Origin of the sequence: Dokdonia sp. R86516 (assembly GCF_044596715.1) — a bacterium.
GTDB lineage: Bacteria > Bacteroidota > Bacteroidia > Flavobacteriales > Flavobacteriaceae > Dokdonia.
In genome coordinates this window covers 1,386,678-1,404,607 of the sequence record NZ_CP138998.1, presented here as the reverse complement: position 1 = coordinate 1,404,607, position 17,930 = coordinate 1,386,678, and the positions used below count along the sequence as shown (strand labels likewise).

The 17,930-nt window shown below is 38.1% G+C and carries 16 protein-coding genes; 6 read left to right on the top strand and 10 right to left on the bottom strand.

Annotated elements, in window-relative coordinates; translation table 11 throughout:
* The first annotated feature begins 57 nt into the window (after positions 1-57).
* From SJY23_RS06465 to SJY23_RS06455, 3 genes are read left to right on the top strand one after another with little or no spacing between them, the layout of a single operon-like run.
* A complete protein-coding gene (locus tag SJY23_RS06465; RefSeq protein WP_396597897.1) occupies positions 58-228 on the top strand; it encodes a hypothetical protein in 171 nt (56 codons plus the stop codon).
* A 45-nt stretch (positions 229-273) separates the two neighbouring features.
* Positions 274-2,184, top strand: coding sequence for a tetratricopeptide repeat protein (locus SJY23_RS06460; RefSeq protein ID WP_396597896.1), 1,911 nt, complete (start codon positions 274-276; stop codon positions 2,182-2,184).
* An 11-nt stretch (positions 2,185-2,195) separates the two neighbouring features.
* On the top strand, positions 2,196-2,861 hold the full coding sequence (locus tag SJY23_RS06455; RefSeq protein WP_035334744.1) for a response regulator transcription factor: 666 nt from the start codon (positions 2,196-2,198) through the stop codon (positions 2,859-2,861).
* 274 nt (positions 2,862-3,135) lie between these two features.
* Here SJY23_RS06455 and odhB read toward each other — a convergent pair whose 3' ends face one another.
* On the bottom strand, positions 3,136-4,386 hold the full coding sequence (odhB, locus tag SJY23_RS06450; protein WP_396597895.1) for a 2-oxoglutarate dehydrogenase complex dihydrolipoyllysine-residue succinyltransferase: 1,251 nt from the start codon (positions 4,384-4,386) through the stop codon (positions 3,136-3,138).
* Between the two features lie 69 nt (positions 4,387-4,455).
* Entirely contained in the window at positions 4,456-7,203 is a 2,748-nt protein-coding gene (locus SJY23_RS06445; protein WP_396598108.1) for a 2-oxoglutarate dehydrogenase E1 component, read from the bottom strand.
* 111 nt (positions 7,204-7,314) lie between these two features.
* On the opposite strand from SJY23_RS06445, the gene SJY23_RS06440 reads away from it, so the two are divergent.
* A complete protein-coding gene (locus SJY23_RS06440; RefSeq protein WP_396597894.1) occupies positions 7,315-7,854 on the top strand; it encodes an alpha-ketoglutarate decarboxylase in 540 nt (179 codons plus the stop codon).
* A gap of 59 nt (positions 7,855-7,913) precedes the next feature.
* Positions 7,914-8,765 (top strand): hypothetical protein, encoded by an 852-nt coding sequence (locus tag SJY23_RS06435; RefSeq protein WP_396597893.1) that lies wholly within the window; start codon positions 7,914-7,916, stop codon positions 8,763-8,765.
* 6 nt (positions 8,766-8,771) lie between these two features.
* Here SJY23_RS06435 and SJY23_RS06430 read toward each other — a convergent pair whose 3' ends face one another.
* The 7 genes from SJY23_RS06430 to hflX all read right to left on the bottom strand — a co-directional run bounded on the left by SJY23_RS06430 (position 8,772) and on the right by hflX (position 15,359).
* Positions 8,772-9,062, bottom strand: a complete 291-nt coding sequence (locus SJY23_RS06430; RefSeq protein WP_396597892.1) for a YciI-like protein — start codon at positions 9,060-9,062, stop codon at positions 8,772-8,774.
* Positions 9,063-11,189 carry a methylmalonyl-CoA mutase gene (gene scpA, locus SJY23_RS06425; RefSeq protein WP_396597891.1) on the bottom strand — a complete coding sequence of 709 codons (2,127 nt, stop codon included), beginning with the start codon at positions 11,187-11,189 and terminating at the stop codon, positions 9,063-9,065.
* Positions 11,182-11,766, bottom strand: a complete 585-nt coding sequence (locus SJY23_RS06420) for a hypothetical protein (protein ID WP_396597890.1) — start codon at positions 11,764-11,766, stop codon at positions 11,182-11,184. The genes scpA and SJY23_RS06420 overlap by 8 nt, the downstream gene beginning before the upstream one ends.
* Before the next feature lie 4 nt (positions 11,767-11,770).
* On the bottom strand, positions 11,771-13,129 hold the full coding sequence (locus tag SJY23_RS06415) for a methylmalonyl-CoA mutase subunit beta (protein WP_396597889.1): 1,359 nt from the start codon (positions 13,127-13,129) through the stop codon (positions 11,771-11,773).
* On the bottom strand, positions 13,119-13,409 hold the full coding sequence (locus tag SJY23_RS06410) for a septum formation initiator family protein (protein WP_396597888.1): 291 nt from the start codon (positions 13,407-13,409) through the stop codon (positions 13,119-13,121). Before SJY23_RS06410 ends, SJY23_RS06415 begins: the two co-directional genes overlap by 11 nt.
* Positions 13,410-13,472: 63 nt before the next feature.
* Positions 13,473-14,081: a uridine kinase gene (udk, locus tag SJY23_RS06405; RefSeq protein WP_013750357.1), complete on the bottom strand. Its 609-nt coding sequence runs from the start codon at positions 14,079-14,081 to the stop codon at positions 13,473-13,475.
* A 48-nt stretch (positions 14,082-14,129) separates the two neighbouring features.
* Positions 14,130-15,359, bottom strand: a complete 1,230-nt coding sequence (gene hflX / locus SJY23_RS06400) for a GTPase HflX (protein ID WP_035337941.1) — start codon at positions 15,357-15,359, stop codon at positions 14,130-14,132.
* A gap of 69 nt (positions 15,360-15,428) precedes the next feature.
* On the opposite strand from hflX, the gene SJY23_RS06395 reads away from it, so the two are divergent.
* Positions 15,429-16,412, top strand: coding sequence for an endonuclease (locus tag SJY23_RS06395; RefSeq protein WP_396597887.1), 984 nt, complete (start codon positions 15,429-15,431; stop codon positions 16,410-16,412).
* An 8-nt stretch (positions 16,413-16,420) separates the two neighbouring features.
* Here the strand turns inward: SJY23_RS06395 and SJY23_RS06390 are convergent, their stop codons facing one another.
* Positions 16,421-17,920, bottom strand: a complete 1,500-nt coding sequence (locus tag SJY23_RS06390; RefSeq protein ID WP_396597886.1) for a DUF5689 domain-containing protein — start codon at positions 17,918-17,920, stop codon at positions 16,421-16,423.
* Positions 17,921-17,930 lie beyond the last annotated feature (10 nt).

Genomic DNA, 17,930 nt, shown 5'->3' with positions numbered 1-17,930 from the left:
TTTATTTGTTGAGTATGATTTTTCTTACATGAAATTCAACCCTAAACCATTTAAATTATGAAAGCAACAACTTACATTTTAGCATTTTTATTTATTGGAGTTACATTTACTGCCTGTACCCCAGACACCGTTATCGAAGAAAGTGATCGCATAGAAAGCACTTGGGGAGAGGATGACAACAATGAGGAAGAAAAAAAAGGAGAAGATGAAGGAGACGAGAGTAATTAGACTATCTGCATCTTAATATTTTTTCCTTATTCGTATCTTAGAGGGATGAAACAGCTTGTTCTGTCATCCCTCTTTTTACTGTATAGCTTTACTGTTTACAGCGCCTTACCACCTCAAAAAAATAAAGCTGAGGATAGTTTACTGTACTACAAAAAGTTAAGTCGCCAAAAGAAAAATTCTTACGACGATAGACTGATTGCAAATGAAAAAGCCATTTACTGGGCAAAACAAGTATCAGACTCTGTATATCTTGGTCAGCTAGACTATAGATGTGATTTGTATTACTACGACGATCAATACGACCAAGCTATAACCCAAAGCAAAAAGCTATTATATGAAGCTAGACGGTTAAAAAACAAAAGATTTATTGGCAAAGCCTATTTTCAAACAGGAGACTTCTTTCAAAAAAAGAAAAACTCATCCGATGCTTTTTCTAACTATGTACGGGCAATAGAATCTTATAGTGAGATAAACGATAGCTTACAGGTTATACGTATTTCAAAAAAGGCAAGCTACATACAAGCCAGTCTGGGGGATATAGACGGAGCAGAATATACTATCGTAAATGCTCTTGATTACAGTGATGCATTAAAAGATCTTTCTCAAATTTCTTGGTTTTATGACATTTTAGGTAGAGTATATAGAGAGCGTGGCTTGTGGCAAGAAGCTATACGATATCATAGGAAGGCATTACAAATTGCAAATAACACAAGCAGCAAGGCTTCACTTATTAATAATTATGCCATTACCCTTCTAAAATCTGGTGATAATGATGGCGCTATACAGCAACTAGAAGTAGGTCTTGCTTATAAAGACAGCCTGTCACTTAAAACATTATATAGACTAAAAGATAATTATGGCTTTGCAAAATCTCGGGCTGGGCATAAAGACGCCATATTTTTACTAGAAGAAGCTTTATCATTGAGAAGTGATATAAATGACATACCTGGAGCATATGCAAGCCACATACATCTTGCTGAGGCTTACATGACATTAGAAAACACTAAAAAAACTGCATATCACGCCCAGCAAGCTTATAATATTTCTTCTAAAGCTAAAAATACAGAAGCTGTTATAAAGGCCTTGGACTATTTAATACCTGTAACTAGAGAATCCAATGTACTTTTTGAAGAATATACTTCTTTATCTGATTCGCTGACTAAAGCTCAAAATAATGCTAAGTTTGAGTTTGCAAAACTGCGTTACGATGTAGAAAAAGCTGAAGAACGAGAGAGTAGAGCCTTAGAACAAATTACAGCCTCACAACTGCGAGAAGATATAGCACGCAGAAAGATAAACTGGGCCCTTGCAGGCATAGGAACTCTTGTAGTAATTGCTGTCATATTTATATTGTACCAACGTGAGCGATCAAAAAAACAGCGACTACTAGACCGTTATGAAACAGAAAAGCGCATTGCAAAAAAACTTCATGATGAGCTAGCAAACGAAATATACTTAGTTATGAATGAGGTTGAAAATGAAGCCTATTCTCCAGCAGTAGCAGATAGGCTTGAAGATATTTACAAACTAAGTAGAGATCTTTCAAGAGACACAAAACCTATACAAACAGATGGGAACTTTCCAACAGAGCTTGCAATGAATTTACAAACATACACCTCATCAGAACGCAAACTCATATTGAGAGGCCTTGAATCTATAGACTGGAACGTTGTTAAACCAGAAGTAAAAATTGAGATTTACAGAGTACTACAAGAGTTAATGACAAATATGAGAAAGCACAGTAAAGCTTCACTTGTTGCACTTGTTTTTAAAACTGCAGATAAACTCTTGGAAATAAATTACAGTGATAACGGTAAAGGAGTATCACTATCCAAAGGTAATCGCGGCAGCGGTTTATTAAATACACAAAATCGAATCAAAAGCTTAGGAGGACACATACAATTTGAATCTGCAGTAGATGAAGGTTTTAGAGCAGAATTATCCATTCCAATTTAATTTACGGCAACATGTTTAAAAAAATACTAGCAGCGGAAGACATAGATAATATTAAACTAGGAGTCTCTTCTATTCTCAAACAACTCAAGATACCAGAAATCGTACACGTCGAATACTGTGATGAGGCTTTTTTAGAGTTCAAAATGGCAATTCAAGATAATGCTCCCTTTGATCTTTTAATAACAGATCTTTCTTTTAAAGAGTCATATCGAAAAGAGCGCCTTACCTCTGGAGAGCATCTTTTTAGAGCATTAAAAGAAGTAGACCCCACTATTAAAGTAATCGTTTACACCATGGAAGATCATCCTCAACGCTTTGATAGTATCTGGAAATCGGGTTTACTAGATGGTTATGTATGTAAAGATAGACGAGGTCTAGAAAATCTCAAAGAAGCAATAGAACAAGTCGCAAAAGGCGAGAAATACATCTCTCAACATCTTGCAGATAATGTTAAGCAAAAAAATCTAGTAGAACTTAACAACTACGATATCGAATTATTGAGTCTACTAGCAGATGGTGCAACACAAGATGAAATACAGCACTATTTCAAATCTAAAAATATCAAACCCTATAGTAGAAGTAGTATTGAGAAGCGACTGCGCGAATTACGTACAGAGTTTGGCGCAAAAACGACCATACATCTCATACGACTACTAGCTGATTTACGTCTAATTTGAAATAAATTTCAAATAAAAACACGTAAATAAAGGAAATACGTAAAATTTTACCTCAATCCACTCCTATCTTTATAATACTTTATTAAGTTCTTGTAAATTATTTTTTTGAAGAAACTTCATAGCATATTATACACAGTGTAATAATGCCATGATCAATATTCTACGGTCCCCCAACCTAAAAACACCTTATCGAAGTACCGATGGGTGTTTTTTTTGTAAAACAAAAAAGTCTGCTCGAGAGCAGACTTTTTTGAGAACTAAGATAAATATCAAATTACATTTCTAATGCTTTCTTGATATCTCCATCCATAAGAATGTTAATAGGATCTTCTAGTGCTTCTTTTACTGCCACTAAGAATCCTACTGACTCTTTACCATCGATAATTCTGTGATCATAAGATAATGCTACAAACATTATAGGTGCGATTACAATCTCACCATCTTTTACGATAGGGCGCTCTACGATATTGTGCATTCCTAAGATACCAGATTGAGGTGGGTTTATGATAGGTGTAGATAACATAGATCCAAATACACCTCCATTTGAGATTGTAAAGGTTCCTCCTGTCATCTCATCTACAGTAATTTTACCATCTCTAGCTCTTATTGCCAGGCGTTTTACCTCGCTCTCAACCCCTCTAAAAGAAAGGTTTTCTGCATTTCTAATAACTGGCACCATAAGGCCTTTAGGACCTGATACAGCAATTGAGATGTCTTTATAATCAAAAGTAAGCATCTCCTTACCATCTATCATACTGTTTACAGCAGGATACATCTCAAGAGCTCTTACTACAGCTAGTGTAAAGAAAGACATAAAACCTAGACCTACACCGTGCTTTGCCTTAAAGTCCTCTTTGTATTGCTTACGCAAGTCAAATATAGGCTGCATATTTACCTCATTAAAGGTAGTAAGCATTGCTGTTGTATTTTTTGCTTCTACTAGACGCTCTGCAACTTTACGACGTAGCATAGATAACTTAGTACGTGAGTCACCTCTAGAACCTGGTCCTGGAGTTCCCATAGAAGGTATTGCTTTTACAGCATCTTCTTTAGTCACACGACCAGCTCTACCTGTACCCGTAACCTGGCTAGCAGTCATTCCTTTTTCATCAAGAATTTTTCTTGCTGCTGGGCTTGGAGTTCCAGATGCGTATGTCTTTTCAGTTTCGGCAGGAGCTTTTTCTCCCGTGTTAGGAGTCGCTGCCTGCTCTTTTTTAAGGTTTTCTTCTACTTTACCATCTCCACCACCTTCATCTCCACCTTCATAGGTGTCTGTAGCTGGCGCCTCTGCAGCAGTATCAATAAGGCAGACAACTGCACCTACCTCAACAGCATCACCTTCTTCTGCTTTAAGTGTAATGATTCCACTCATCTCTGCTGGAAGCTCGAGCGTTGCTTTATCACTATCTACCTCGGCAATGGCCTGGTCTTTTTCTACATAATCGCCGTCTTCAACGAGCCATTGTGCGATTTCAACTTCTGTGATGGATTCTCCCGGTGAAGGGACTTTCATTTCTAAAACCATAATGTTTCTGGTTACGCCAGTGTTACTCAACTTACTTAGATGAAGGACGCTGGCGGCTATTAATTGTTACTATTTTACAGGCGCTTCAAAAACGCTATCTATTACTTTTTTGTGTCTTGCTTTTGATCTTGTACTACTTCCCGCAGCTGGAGATGCATACACACGTCGCGATGCTACTCTAAGTTTTACTTGATCAAAATTCATAAGCATATAACCCCAAGCTCCCATATTTCTAGGCTCTTCTTGTGCCCAGACATAATCTGTTACATTAGGATAACTTGCAATAATATCTTCTAACTGCTTCTGTGGCAGCGGGAATAATTGCTCTATACGTACAAGGGCTACATCATCACGGCCATTTTCCTTACGACGCTCTAAGAGGTCATAATAAAATTTACCTGTACAGAATACAAGTGATGTAACTTTCTTCTTATCTACCTCAGTGTCATCAAGAACTTCTTGAAAAGACCCTCTGGTAAGCTCCTCTTTAGTACTCACTACAAGAGGGTGCCTTAATAAGGATTTAGGTGTAAAAACTACAAGCGGCTTTCTAAAATTCCACTTCATCTGGCGACGTAGTAGGTGAAAGAAGTTTGCTGGCGTTGTTACATCTGCCATTATGAGGTTATCTGTAGCGCAAAGCTGTAGGTAACGTTCCATACGTGCACTAGAGTGCTCAGAACCTTGACCTTCATACCCGTGAGGTAATAACATTACGAGTCCATTTTGTGTTTTCCACTTAGACTCTGCAGCGCTTATGTATTGATCTAACATTATCTGTGCACCATTTGAAAAATCTCCAAATTGAGCCTCCCAGATAGTAAGTGTCTTAGGAGCAGCCATCGCATACCCGTAGTCAAAACCTACGACTCCATACTCAGAAAGTAGTGAGTTATAGATATCCATCTTACCAGCTACGTCTAAACGGTTGTGTAGATTGATCTCTTCTACATCATCTTCTGTTTTGATAATGGCGTGACGGTGAGAAAATGTTCCTCTCTCTACATCTTGTCCAGATATACGTACATTAAATCCTTCTTCCATAAGAGAACCGTAAGCAAGAAGCTGACCCATTCCCCAGTCTAATTGATTCTTTTCTGTATACTGCTTATTTCTATCTGCAACAATACGCTGTATCTTGCGTATGAACTTTTTATCTTCTGGCAACTTCGTAATACCATCTGCTATAACATCTAGCTTACTTATATCATAGGTAGTATCTACAGGAGTAAGAATATCTTCTCTACTTCCTATCTCATACCCTTCCCAGTCATCTGCAAGAATCTCGGTAATTACCGTTTTATCTCTCTTACGAGATTCTTCAAGATCTTCTTCAAGATCATCTTTATATTCTTTTTCAAGCTGCTTTACGTATCCCTTTTCTATAATTCCTTCCTTAAGAAGTCTTTCTGCATAGATATCACGTGGGTTTGCGTGTTTTGAGATTGCTTTATATAGTAAAGGCTGTGTAAACCTAGGCTCATCACCTTCATTATGTCCATACTTTCTATAACCTAGTATGTCTATAAATACATCACGACCAAATTGCATTCTAAAATCAAGTGCAAAAGCAAATGCGTGACATACAGACTCTACATCATCTGCATTTACGTGTAGTACTGGAGACAAGGTAACCTTACCCACATCTGTACTATAAGTAGATGATCTCGCGTCGAGATAGTTTGTAGTAAAACCTACTTGGTTATTTGCTACGATATGTATCGTACCACCCGTGCGATATCCTTCTAACTGTGCCATTTGCACAATTTCATATACAATACCTTGACCAGCTACGGCAGCATCTCCGTGTATAGCAATAGGAAGAATTTTCTTCTCATCTCCTCCTAACTGATTATCTATTTTTGCACGAGACATACCCTCTATCACTGCTCCTACAGTCTCGAGGTGAGATGGGTTAGGTGCTAGGTCCATACGTATTTTGTGTCCCTTATCGCTTTCGCGAAAGCTAGTCCACCCCATATGGTATTTTACATCTCCATCAAAAAGTTCATCCTCATCATACTCTTTTCCGTCAAACTCAGAAAAAATTGCCTCTGGTGATTTTCCGAAGATATTTGCCAGTACATTAAGACGACCACGGTGTGCCATCCCTACTACAAATTGCTCAACACCTTTATCAGACCCTCTCTCGATAAGCGTATCAAGTCCCGGAATCATAGCGTCAAGACCTTCTACAGAAAAACGTTTTTGCCCTACATACTTAGAGTGCAAGAAACCTTCAAAAGAAGCTGTTTGATTTAATTTTTTGAGAATATGCCTTTTTTCCTCTTTTGAAAAAGAAGGATGGTTATCATTTTTATTGAGCCAGTTCTGTATCCAAGCAATCTCTTCTGGATTACGAATGTACATATACTCAATACCTATGTGGTCACAATATATGGCCTCAAGGTGATTTACAATCTCTTGTAACGTCTTCTTTCCAATACCTAAAATTGAACCAGCTTCAAACTCTGTACTAAGATCAGACTTAGAGAGCCCAAAGTTTTCTATCTCTAGTGTAGGTGCATATTTACGACGTGCGCGTACAGGGTTAGTCTTTGTAAAGAGGTGACCTCTGTTACGGTATCCGTCTATTAATTTTACTATTTGAAATTCTTTTTGAATTCCTTCAGGAATAACCACAGTCTCTCCCCCTACATCACCAGTAACCTCTTCTGCACTTTCAAGTCCAAAGTCAAAACCTTGAAAAAAAGCGCGCCAGCTAGCTTCTACACTATCTGGGTTAAGTAAATATTGATCGTAAAGCTCAGCAAAGTAAGCGGTATGTGCGGCATTCAGAAATGAAAATCTATCCATTTGATATTTAAGTTCTGCGTCTTGCGACTTTAGAAAAGCAAAAATACGATAATTAACATTTTTGGACATATAATACCTATATTTATAACAGAGAATTAAGACACTACAGCTATGAAATGCAATTTTTTAGGGATTATACTACTTACAGGCCTCTTTTTTACAATGACAACAACAACTCAAGCGCAAGAGATTGCTACAAAACCTAAAAGTGAGTTTTGGAGCAAGGTGCGTTTTGGTGGTGGATTAGGCTTAAATTTTGGCCGAAACAATACTAACATTACGGTTGCACCAAGTGCATTGTATCAACCCAATCAATATGTCGCATTTGGCCCAGGGCTTAATTACACTTATCAAAAATTTGGAGATTTTAAAACAACTCTTGTAGGAGCAAGTGCTATCGTCATTTCAAATCCGCTTGATTTCTTACAGCTATCTGGAGAGTTTGAGCAACTTCGCGTTTTTCAATCGGTTTCTGGACTACCAGACATTCCAAACTCTTGGAATACTGCACTCTTTCTGGGCGCGGGATACCGTCTCAACGTAGGAGGAAATAGCCTAGGCGCAATCGGGATACGTTACAATGTACTCTTTGACGACAATGATCCTGTTTATGCAGATGCGTGGCAACCTTTTGTGAGGGTTTATTTTTAAGGAAACATTTATAACAAGTGGTTTTGTTAAATTTGCTAGACATCTCATCAAGCTCTACAATGACACAAAAACTTCGTTATCTACTTATATTAGTAGCATTATGCACTCTTAATTCTTGTGGTTTCTCATCAGAAACAAAAAGTCCAATTATAGAACTGAGTGACACAAATGAACCTTTTGTGGGAAAAATTGTTCTTGAAAATATTGAGGGCAATACTAAAACCGAAGTTACTTTTCATATAGATGTAAATAGTATACGTAGAGAGCAAACTCATCAAGGAGGTGAAGGCCTTCTAGGCGATAAAGCTGGTATAATTGTAAACTATGACAAGGACCAAGTTATCTTATACAACACATCTGGAGGAGCAAAATGGACAGAATATACCATAGAAGAGTATAAAAACACACTCGCCAAAGACACCTTTCCATACGCATCTATTGTAACGCCGTATGATTACACTTATAGTTTCTTAAACGATTATACTGCTATAGTGGCAAAAGAAAATTCTCTAGAGATTGAATCTCTCCAACTCGATTATAAACTCTATAGCAATCTTAGCTTACGTCAAGAAAATTTTGACACGGATGAGATTAAAGTAAAGCGAGAAATGATAGCACTCGTCTTTCCAAATATGCCAAAAGATGTACATTTTCCATTACTTTTTAAAATCTCAAAAAATACAAGAGATAACAACTTAAAAAACGAAACTAATCTATCAGAAAAGGGATGGAAAGACAAGATAACTCAAGTGCTTAATGAACTAACCACCACAGAAAACAAAGTAAAAAGTATCCAACGTGGTGAGGTACACCCTTCCTTATTTGAGTTTAAAGAGGAAGATTTTATCAAAACGCGTCCAGAGTACTTTTTCAACTCCTACAATAATGGAAGCTCTTGGGGTGATGATTAATAAAGATTACACCTCCAGCATACTTCCTAAAACCACATTCCACTCTTTGATTTCCCAAGAAGAAACAATACCGTTTTTCACATAAGGGTCTTGTGCCGCAAATGTCTCAACTTGCGATTTGTCTTTTACTTGAAAGATTAGCACACCTGTTTCACCAGGACCTTCTGTAGCACCACCTAGTAGAAGACTACCCGCAGCTACAGCTGCTTTTGCAACCTCAAAATGATCTTTGCGATAGGGCGTTCTTTTCTCTAAATAATTTTCTATAAAAGTATATGTAAGGATATAATATTTCATCTAGTCCATCATAATCTCTAGAAGACCTATCGCCGCCTCACTTATTTTTGTTCCAGGCCCAAAAACTGCTGCGGCTCCAGCCTCAAATAAAAATTCATAATCTTGCTGTGGAATCACTCCTCCTACAATCACCATAATATCTGGTCTTCCTAACGACTTTAGTTCTTCAATTACTTGAGGAACTAATGTTTTGTGACCAGCAGCAAGTGATGAGACTCCTAGTATGTGCACATCATTTTCTACTGCTTGTTTTGCTGCCTCTTTAGGTGTTTGAAATAGCGGCCCTATATCCACATCAAAACCTATATCTGCGTAGCCAGTTGCTACTACTTTGGCGCCACGGTCGTGACCGTCTTGCCCCATTTTGGCAATCATAATTCTAGGACGACGCCCGTCTTGCGTTGCAAATTGGTTTGCGAGTTGTTGCGCTTTCGCGAAAGCGGAATCTTCTTTCATCTCTTTGCTATATACACCACTAAAGGATTGTATCTGCGCTTTGTGACGCCCATAAACCTCCTCTAGTGCATCTGAAATTTCTCCTAGGGTTGCTCTTTCTCTAGCTGCTGTAACCGCAAGTGATAATAAATTACCATTACCCTCTCTAGCTGCGTTTGTAAGCGCCTCCAAAGCTTGAGAAACTTTAGCTGAGTCTCTGTCATTTTTGATTTGCTCCAGACGCTTAAGCTGGCCATCACGCACCTTTGTATTATCTACATCAAGTATATCTAGGTGCTCATCTTCTGTAGGTCTGTATTTATTAACTCCTACTATAATATCTTGACCACTATCTATGCGGGCTTGCTTTCTAGCAGCTGCCTCTTCAATACGCAATTTAGGAATACCAGCTTCTATAGCTTTAGTCATTCCGCCTAGCTCCTCTACTTCTTGAATGAGCTCCCAGGCTTTATGAGCAATATCATTTGTGAGAGACTCTACATAATAACTACCCGCCCACGGGTCTACAGTCTTTGTAATATGTGTTTCTTGCTGTAAGAAAATTTGTGTGTTACGAGCGATACGCGCAGAGAAATCTGTAGGCAAGGCAATGGCCTCATCTAGTGCGTTTGTGTGCAAACTCTGCGTCCCTCCAAAAGCTGCTGCTGCAGCCTCAATAGTTGTACGTGCAACGTTATTAAAAGGATCTTGCTCTGTAAGACTCCAGCCACTAGTCTGGCAGTGCGTCCTTAGTGCTAGAGACTTAGGGTTTTTAGGGTTAAATTGTTTTACAATTTTTGCCCAAAGCATACGTGCCGCACGCATTTTGGCAACTTCCATAAAATGATTCATCCCTATTGCCCAGAAAAACGAAAGCCTTGGTGCAAAGCTGTCTATATCCATCCCAGCAGCAAGCCCAGTTTTTATATACTCCAACCCATCTGCTAGGGTGTATGCGAGTTCTATATCACAAGTTGCTCCGGCTTCTTGCATATGATATCCAGAGATTGAGATACTATTAAATTTAGGCATCTCCTTTGCTGTATATTCAAAGATATCTGAGATAATTCTCATAGATGGTGCAGGAGGATATATGTACGTGTTACGCACCATAAATTCCTTAAGAATATCATTTTGGATTGTACCCGAAAGTAACGCCGTATCTACTCCTTGCTCTTGTGCTGCGACTATATAAAATGCCATAATAGGCAATACAGCACCATTCATAGTCATAGAGACAGACATCTTATCAAGCGGTATCTGGTCAAAAAGGATTTTCATATCCTCTACCGAGTCTATCGCCACACCTGCCTTACCTACATCCCCTACTACGCGCTCGTGATCACTATCATAACCACGGTGTGTTGCGAGATCAAAAGCTACCGAGAGTCCTTTTTGTCCTGCAGCAAGGTTTCTACGATAGAATGCGTTACTATCTTCTGCAGTAGAAAAACCTGCATACTGGCGTATCGTCCAAGGCCTTCTTACGTACATCGTACTGTAAGGTCCGCGTAAGTTAGGAGCTATACCTGCGATAAAATCAAGATGCTCCAGACCTTCTAGGTCATCCTTTGTATAATACGACTTTACGTCAATCTTTTCTGCAGTAGTAGTCACCTTAGCTTCTACCACTGACGATGTGTTTTCTTCTAGAGAGGAAAGTGTGATATGTTGAATATTTCTTCTACTCATTACTTTCTTGTATAGGAAGCTCAGTCATTGTAAGCTGTTGATAATATGTATCTAAAGCGACATACAAAGCTGTGTATCTATCTGATTGAGATTTGTATGCAAAATTTCTCATTCGAGAATTAAATAATTTTGGATCCATTGTATTTGAATCAACAAGCGCTTCTATCATAAGAGCAAGCTGCGGATCCTCTATATTTTTGAGAATACATGAAATATTACTGTATGCTAGATTACTTTTAAACCCGCCATCTTTAATAATTCCCGCTTTTACGAGTTCTTTTCTTATTGCTAAAGTATGAGGTGTAGCTAGTCGCTCATATTCCGCTTCTCCTGAAAAACCAACGTATAAAAAATTTGCATATGCCTTATTAACCAATTGAGATTCTGGATCATATGCATTTGTAATATCCTGCTCAAATTGATATAAAGCCTCATTAAGCAATGTATTATTTGCATTTACACAATTAATTACTTGTTCCTTATCTGCGTGTTTAAACTCAAGTGAAGCTTCATTTTCACATGAAACAACCCCAATTACAATAGATACAGCAACAATAAAATTATAGACTTTTTTCATAGGACTATTTTTCTGTTTTGATACGTTCTTGTTCTATGGCCTCAGCTAGGCGTTTTGATATTATAGGCTCCAGTAATGTTTTACGTGGATTAATTTTTACAAAAGGATAAATTTCTAACTCACCCTTCATCAAATCTTTCGGGTTAGGATGCTTATTTGTTCCTAACAGAACCAACTCACCCTCATCAAATTTGGCTTGCTCCTTTGCAGCGCTTTCTTTTATTTTACGCTGAATCGTGCCTTCTTTAAGTTGCTTTAAAAAACCTCCTTGTGCCTCTATATCTTTATAAAGTGTAAGCGCTTTTTCTGCAAGTTGAGAGGTAAGTTCCTCTACATAATAAGAACCATCTGCTGGATTTTGAACCACGTCAAAATAGCTTTCTTCTTTAAGTACAATAAGCTGGTTACGAGATATACGCTGTCCAAAATTATTGGTTTTGTGATATAACGCATCATATGGCATGTTTACCACCCAGTTTGCCCCACCTAATACGGCACTCATACACTCCGTAGTGGTACGTAGCATATTTGTATTATAATCGTAAATAGTTTTATTTCTGCGTGATGGATGAGCTATTATATTGATGACTGTTTCCTCAAAATCAAATGCAGAGAGCACTACAGCCGCAAGCTTTCTAAGGGCTCTTAACTTTGCTATTTCAAAAAAGTAGTTTGTTCCTACTGCGACTTCAAAAGTGACCTGATTAAGGCTAAGCTCTTCTTTCTCGCAATGATTTAAGTATTCTGTAAAATGAGCGATACCGTAAGCCAACTGCTGCACCATAGTAGCGCCAGCATTTTGATATAACGTGGTATCAACGGTAAGCTTATTCTCCTTTCCTTGCAGTAAGCCACTTACAATACTATGATCTTTTTGTAGGTTGTGATACCAGTTACCATCAAGTGCAAGATGATTAATGATATCGAGCTTTGTGGTGATATGATACGCTTTCGCGAAAGCGTGAAAACCTTTATAAAATTCTTCATCAAGAAAATTAAGCTCAAAATAAAGAGGAATATCTTTGCTCTTTAAACCTTGAAATAACAGCTCTATATCAAAAGAAGTGTTTGCCTGAAAGTAAATAGCTTCTACACCGCTTTCTATAGCTTTATTTGCTGTTTGTGCAGATTGCGCCGCATCTACAATAAAAATTTTCTCACCTATGAACCACTGTTCAGGAGCTTGAACAGCCACAGTTTCTTTTATTTCATCACTGTGATAAAAAGGCTTTACATGTATTCCTTCTAGACTTTGCCATACAAGCGTCTCATTGTAGTCTGCGCCCTTGAGGTCAAACTGTATTTTTTGCTTGAAAGCCTTTGCAGAAACTGCGTCAAATTCTGAAAATAAATTAGTCTTCATTCTCTGTAGGTAAACTATCTTGATATTCAATTATATAAATTTCCTCGTTGTCCTTTTTCATAAGGTATTCTTCACGAGCAAATCTTTCTAAACCTGCACTATCCTTAAGTTGTAAGATTTGTGCATTATCCTTTGCTATTTCTTTTTTAAAGTATGCTCTATTACCTTCCAACTTATCGTATTCCTGATTAAGCTCTCTATGTAATAGATAAGAACTTCCATCAAAAAACAACATCCATACTAGAAAAATGAAAAAAATGAGCAAGTATTTATTGCTCATTATTCTAAACCATTTTTTCTGTTTTAGTTCCTTGATGTTCATCATTGTAAATATAGCAAAACCTTAATGTAATCGTTCATTTATGATACTACGAACGATATCTACAGCCACTGTATTGTATCTGTTATTAGGTATAATAATATCTGCAAATTCCTTTGTAGGCTCTATAAACTGCTGGTGCATAGGCTTCAATGTAGTTTGATATCTATTCAACACTTCATCTAGATCGCGACCACGCTCTGCGATATCTCTCTTGAGACGACGTATTAAACGCTCATCACTATCTGCATGCACAAATACTTTAATATCAAAGAGATTGCGAATATTAGGATCTGTCAAGATAAGAATTCCCTCTACCACAAGCACATTTGTAGGACTCGTAAGCACAGTCTCATCAATACGGTTATGCGCAACAAATGAGTACATAGGTTGCAAAATATTTCTGCCCTCTTTAAGCTCAACAAGATGCTGGCATAGCAAAGGAAAATCTATTGCATTAGGGTGATCAAAGTTTACCTTCTTACGATCTTCCATCGATAATGCAGAGAGATCTTTATAATATGAATCTTGAGAAATTACTGTTACTTGTCCTTCTGGCAGATCTGACACAATCTGATCTACAACGGTTGTCTTACCACTTCCAGTACCACCACCTATTCCTATAATAAGCATAAATTAAAGCTATTAAATTTTACATCACTTATTCCAGTGATAATTAGATTATTCTTCTTCGCTATTTCCTACTTGCCCTTCGTATTCTGGGTACAAAAAAGCATTATAAGGAAATCTTGTGACGTGAATTTCTCTTACACGCTCGTACACTTTCTTTCTAAACTCTTCAAAATTATTCTTATTGAGAGCAGATATAAAGATAGCATCACCATTTGTACGTGACATCCAGGTTTCTTTCCACTCATCTAGAGAATAATGAACTCCTGTACGCTCCACCATAAGGTCATCATCATCGTAAGCTTCGGCTTTATAAGCATCAATCTTATTAAAAACCATAAGCGTAGGCTTATCCATACTTTTTATCTCATCGAGAATTTTATTTACAGCATTGATATGATCTTCAAATTGTGGATGAGAAATATCTACTACATGCAGTAACAAGTCTGCCTCGCGAACTTCATCTAGCGTACTTTTAAAAGAATCTACAAGTTGTGTAGGCAATTTACGTATAAACCCTACTGTGTCTGAGAGTAGAAAAGGAAGGTTACCTATAACAACTTTACGTACCGTAGTATCTAAGGTTGCAAAAAGTTTATTTTCGGCAAAAACTTTACTCTTACTTATCACATTCATGAGCGTACTTTTACCCACATTTGTATATCCTACAAGAGCAACTCTCACAAGAGCACCACGATTGCCACGCTGTGTAGCCATTTGCTTATCAATACTAAGCATCTTTTTCTTAAGCAAGGTAATACGGTCACGCACAATACGTCTATCTGTCTCAATCTCTGTCTCACCAGGACCGCGCATACCTATACCTCCACGCTGGCGCTCCAGGTGTGTCCATAAACCTGTAAGTCTAGGTAGTAAGTACTCATATTGAGCAAGCTCCACTTGCGTGCGCGCATAACTCGTTTGAGCTCTCTGAGCAAAAATATCGAGGATTAAATAAGTGCGATCTACAATCTTACATTTTAAGATTGCTTCAATATTACGTTGTTGTCCAGGAGTAAGCTCGTCATCAAAGATAACAGTACCTACCTCATGCTGCTCTACATATGCAGCCACATCTTCCATCTTCCCGGTCCCTATAAAAGTTTTAGGATTAGGACGTTCTAATTTTTGAGAGAAACGCTTTAACACTTCGCCTCCTGCCGTATAAGCAAGAAACTCAAGTTCGTCAAGGTACTCTGTCATTTTATCGTGCGTTTGCTTTTGGGTAACTAGCCCAATCAGTACACACTTTTCGTAATCTATTTTTTCTGTTTCGAGCATATTAACAAAGGTAGCAAATGGATTGCAGTCTTTTTGACTAAATTGTAACACTCATAGACACTATTCAATATGGAGGATGATTACGCTTTCGCGAAAGCGCAACAAGAAAAAATACAATGTGCAGTAGGCTTTTATAACCTAGAAAATCTTTTTGACACGACAAACAACCCAGAAACGCTAGATGACGACTTTACTCCGAACGGTTTTAAGGAGTGGAATAGCTATAAGTATAATAAGAAAATAGCCAAACTATCCAAAGTCATATCAAACATAGGGAAGGATGACACAAATACTTCGCCATCCCTACTAGGTGTTGCCGAGGTAGAAAATAGAGATGTACTAGAAGCTCTTATTGCCACAGACCATCTCAAAAATGAAGGTTATGATATTGTTCATTATGACTCTCCAGATGAGCGAGGTATTGATGTCGCTTTATTATACAAAAAAGCAGATTTCAAAGTTACTGCAAGTAAGCCCATCACGCTCTACCTAGAAGCCGACGAAGGTGGAAGAGACTATACACGTGACATTCTTTATGTACAAGGAGAACTTTTAGGAAATCCAGTGCACATCTTAGTGAATCACTGGCCTTCCCGAAGATCTGGTGAGAATGAAACTTCTCAAAAACGCATAGCAGCAGCTAGTCGCAACAGGGAGATTATAGACCAACTCACGAATGATGATCCTAAAGTGAAGATTATCATCATGGGTGACTTTAACGACGGCCCACACAGTGAAAGCGTAAAAAACAACCTCGTTAAAACTGAGTTTTACAACCCAATGCTCTACTTAGGAACAAGGTATGAAGGAAGCTTAAATTATAGATTTGAGTGGTTCATTTTTGACCAGATTATCTTTTCAAACAATTTTGTACAGCTACACGAAAACACACTTCTTTATGAGAAGTCAGATATTTACAATGACTTTTTCCTCACTGAGTATGATGGTAAATTTAAAGGCACACCCTTTCGCACCTATGCAGGAAAAAGATATTTAGGTGGCTATAGCGACCACTTTCCTGTATATAGCATTCTATCTACAAGACCTGAATAAAAAGATTTTTAATTTGCTTTGATTTCAATCTCATCGAGCTCATATGTCCCGTCAAAGTTGGAATTTCCAGAGCCATTGTATTTAAAACCTATATAACCCGTACCTGTAACACAAGAGAGATCTACAATACCAGAGTCAATCCAGTTTCCAAAGAAGTCATTATCTGCAACAACATCTGCTGCGGCTAGCACATCCCAAGTAGAAGCAGCAATTGTTGTGACATCGCCATCCCAGTCGTTAGAAAAAAGTATGGTTAACCTACTACCATCTGCAAAACTGTTTGAGGTTCTAAAACGTAAGGTTTCTCCCGTATTTGATGTAAAATCTATGGGAGGAGTGATTAACCAAGATACCGTTCTTGCATCTCCAGAAAAAGCAGAAGCAATTCTCGCAGATCTACCTAATGACGCATTCTGACCTATACTCCTGTATGCTTCCCAAGCTTGGGTGCCTTCCTGCTGGTAATTAGTCCAACCATTACCCACAATAGGATCATTATTGGTTTGCGTCTCAAAAAACTCTTCAAATAATATATTTTCTCCCATTACAGTAGCTGGACCACAATCTATTTCTACAGGATCACAACGGTCTGTCTCCTCGAAAATGACGGCTTCTGGATTATTAATAGCAAGATTATAGGTGTCTCCAAAAAAATTACGTGTGAGCACTCCCGATATACTGCCAACTCCATCTGGCAGCAATATAGATTTAAAATTTGCAAACGTACTTGTACTTACAAGGGTGGATTGCCCAGTGGTGCAATGTACTAGTTCACGTTCTCCATCAAATTCATCAAGAGGCTCTCCGGCATAGGTAACACTCCCATCAATGACATCCTCCTTTATAAACTGAACATCCGAGAGCTTGACGAATATATTTTCTAACTCATTACTAAAATCTTCTATTGTAACCTCAAGCGGTACTATTTCTTCAATAATGGATGACCTCTGCATAAAGCTAAACTGAGCTGGCGCTGGAATTTTATCTAGATTTTCTGTCATGCCTAGCGTTAATACTCCGTTGCTATCCCCTATCCACAAACCTCCTATAGCTTGATTATCTTGTGTTGCATTCCCCAACTTGACAAACACCTTGCGACCCACTTCATAATAGGTATACAGCGGACTTTCATCTATAAGTACACGTACACCTGCTGTAGGATTACTTGCTGCATCTTGTATGATGATCTCCTCAAACCAGTTTCCAGAGGCATCACTACTTATCACAAAACCTTCTACATAACGATTAGTGTCAGAAAGATCAAGTCTAAATGTGCTGCGCAGGGCTGTGACATCTGTTTGGCTAGTAGCATTGATGCCAAGATTATCTGCCTCGATTAGAACGGCCTGTTCATAGAGGTTTGCTAGCTGTGCGATGGTGATGATTTCTCCGTCTAGAGCTGGCTCAGTGATTTCAAGCAGTGGTGTTGTGAACTCATCATCATTCACACAGCTCATAGCTAATACAAGCATGGCAGCGATTGATAGTTTTTGGATTAATTTCATCATCTTAATATTA

Coding starts and splice junctions, on each gene's coding strand:
- odhB (WP_396597895.1), bottom strand. CDS start 4,386: ATGGTTTTAGAAATGAAAGTCCCTTCACCGGGAGAATCCATCACAGAA.
- SJY23_RS06390 (WP_396597886.1), bottom strand. CDS start 17,920: ATGATGAAATTAATCCAAAAACTATCAATCGCTGCCATGCTTGTATTA.
- SJY23_RS06420 (WP_396597890.1), bottom strand. CDS start 11,766: ATGAAAAAAGTCTATAATTTTATTGTTGCTGTATCTATTGTAATTGGG.
- udk (WP_013750357.1), bottom strand. CDS start 14,081: ATGCTTATTATAGGAATAGGTGGTGGTACTGGAAGTGGTAAGACAACC.
- SJY23_RS06430 (WP_396597892.1), bottom strand. CDS start 9,062: ATGAAATATTATATCCTTACATATACTTTTATAGAAAATTATTTAGAG.
- SJY23_RS06465 (WP_396597897.1), top strand. CDS start 58: ATGAAAGCAACAACTTACATTTTAGCATTTTTATTTATTGGAGTTACA.
- hflX (WP_035337941.1), bottom strand. CDS start 15,359: ATGCTCGAAACAGAAAAAATAGATTACGAAAAGTGTGTACTGATTGGG.
- SJY23_RS06395 (WP_396597887.1), top strand. CDS start 15,429: ATGGAGGATGATTACGCTTTCGCGAAAGCGCAACAAGAAAAAATACAA.
- SJY23_RS06460 (WP_396597896.1), top strand. CDS start 274: ATGAAACAGCTTGTTCTGTCATCCCTCTTTTTACTGTATAGCTTTACT.
- SJY23_RS06435 (WP_396597893.1), top strand. CDS start 7,914: ATGACACAAAAACTTCGTTATCTACTTATATTAGTAGCATTATGCACT.
- SJY23_RS06415 (WP_396597889.1), bottom strand. CDS start 13,129: ATGAAGACTAATTTATTTTCAGAATTTGACGCAGTTTCTGCAAAGGCT.
- scpA (WP_396597891.1), bottom strand. CDS start 11,189: ATGAGTAGAAGAAATATTCAACATATCACACTTTCCTCTCTAGAAGAA.
- SJY23_RS06410 (WP_396597888.1), bottom strand. CDS start 13,409: ATGAGCAATAAATACTTGCTCATTTTTTTCATTTTTCTAGTATGGATG.
- SJY23_RS06440 (WP_396597894.1), top strand. CDS start 7,315: ATGAAATGCAATTTTTTAGGGATTATACTACTTACAGGCCTCTTTTTT.
- SJY23_RS06455 (WP_035334744.1), top strand. CDS start 2,196: ATGTTTAAAAAAATACTAGCAGCGGAAGACATAGATAATATTAAACTA.
- SJY23_RS06445 (WP_396598108.1), bottom strand. CDS start 7,203: ATGGATAGATTTTCATTTCTGAATGCCGCACATACCGCTTACTTTGCT.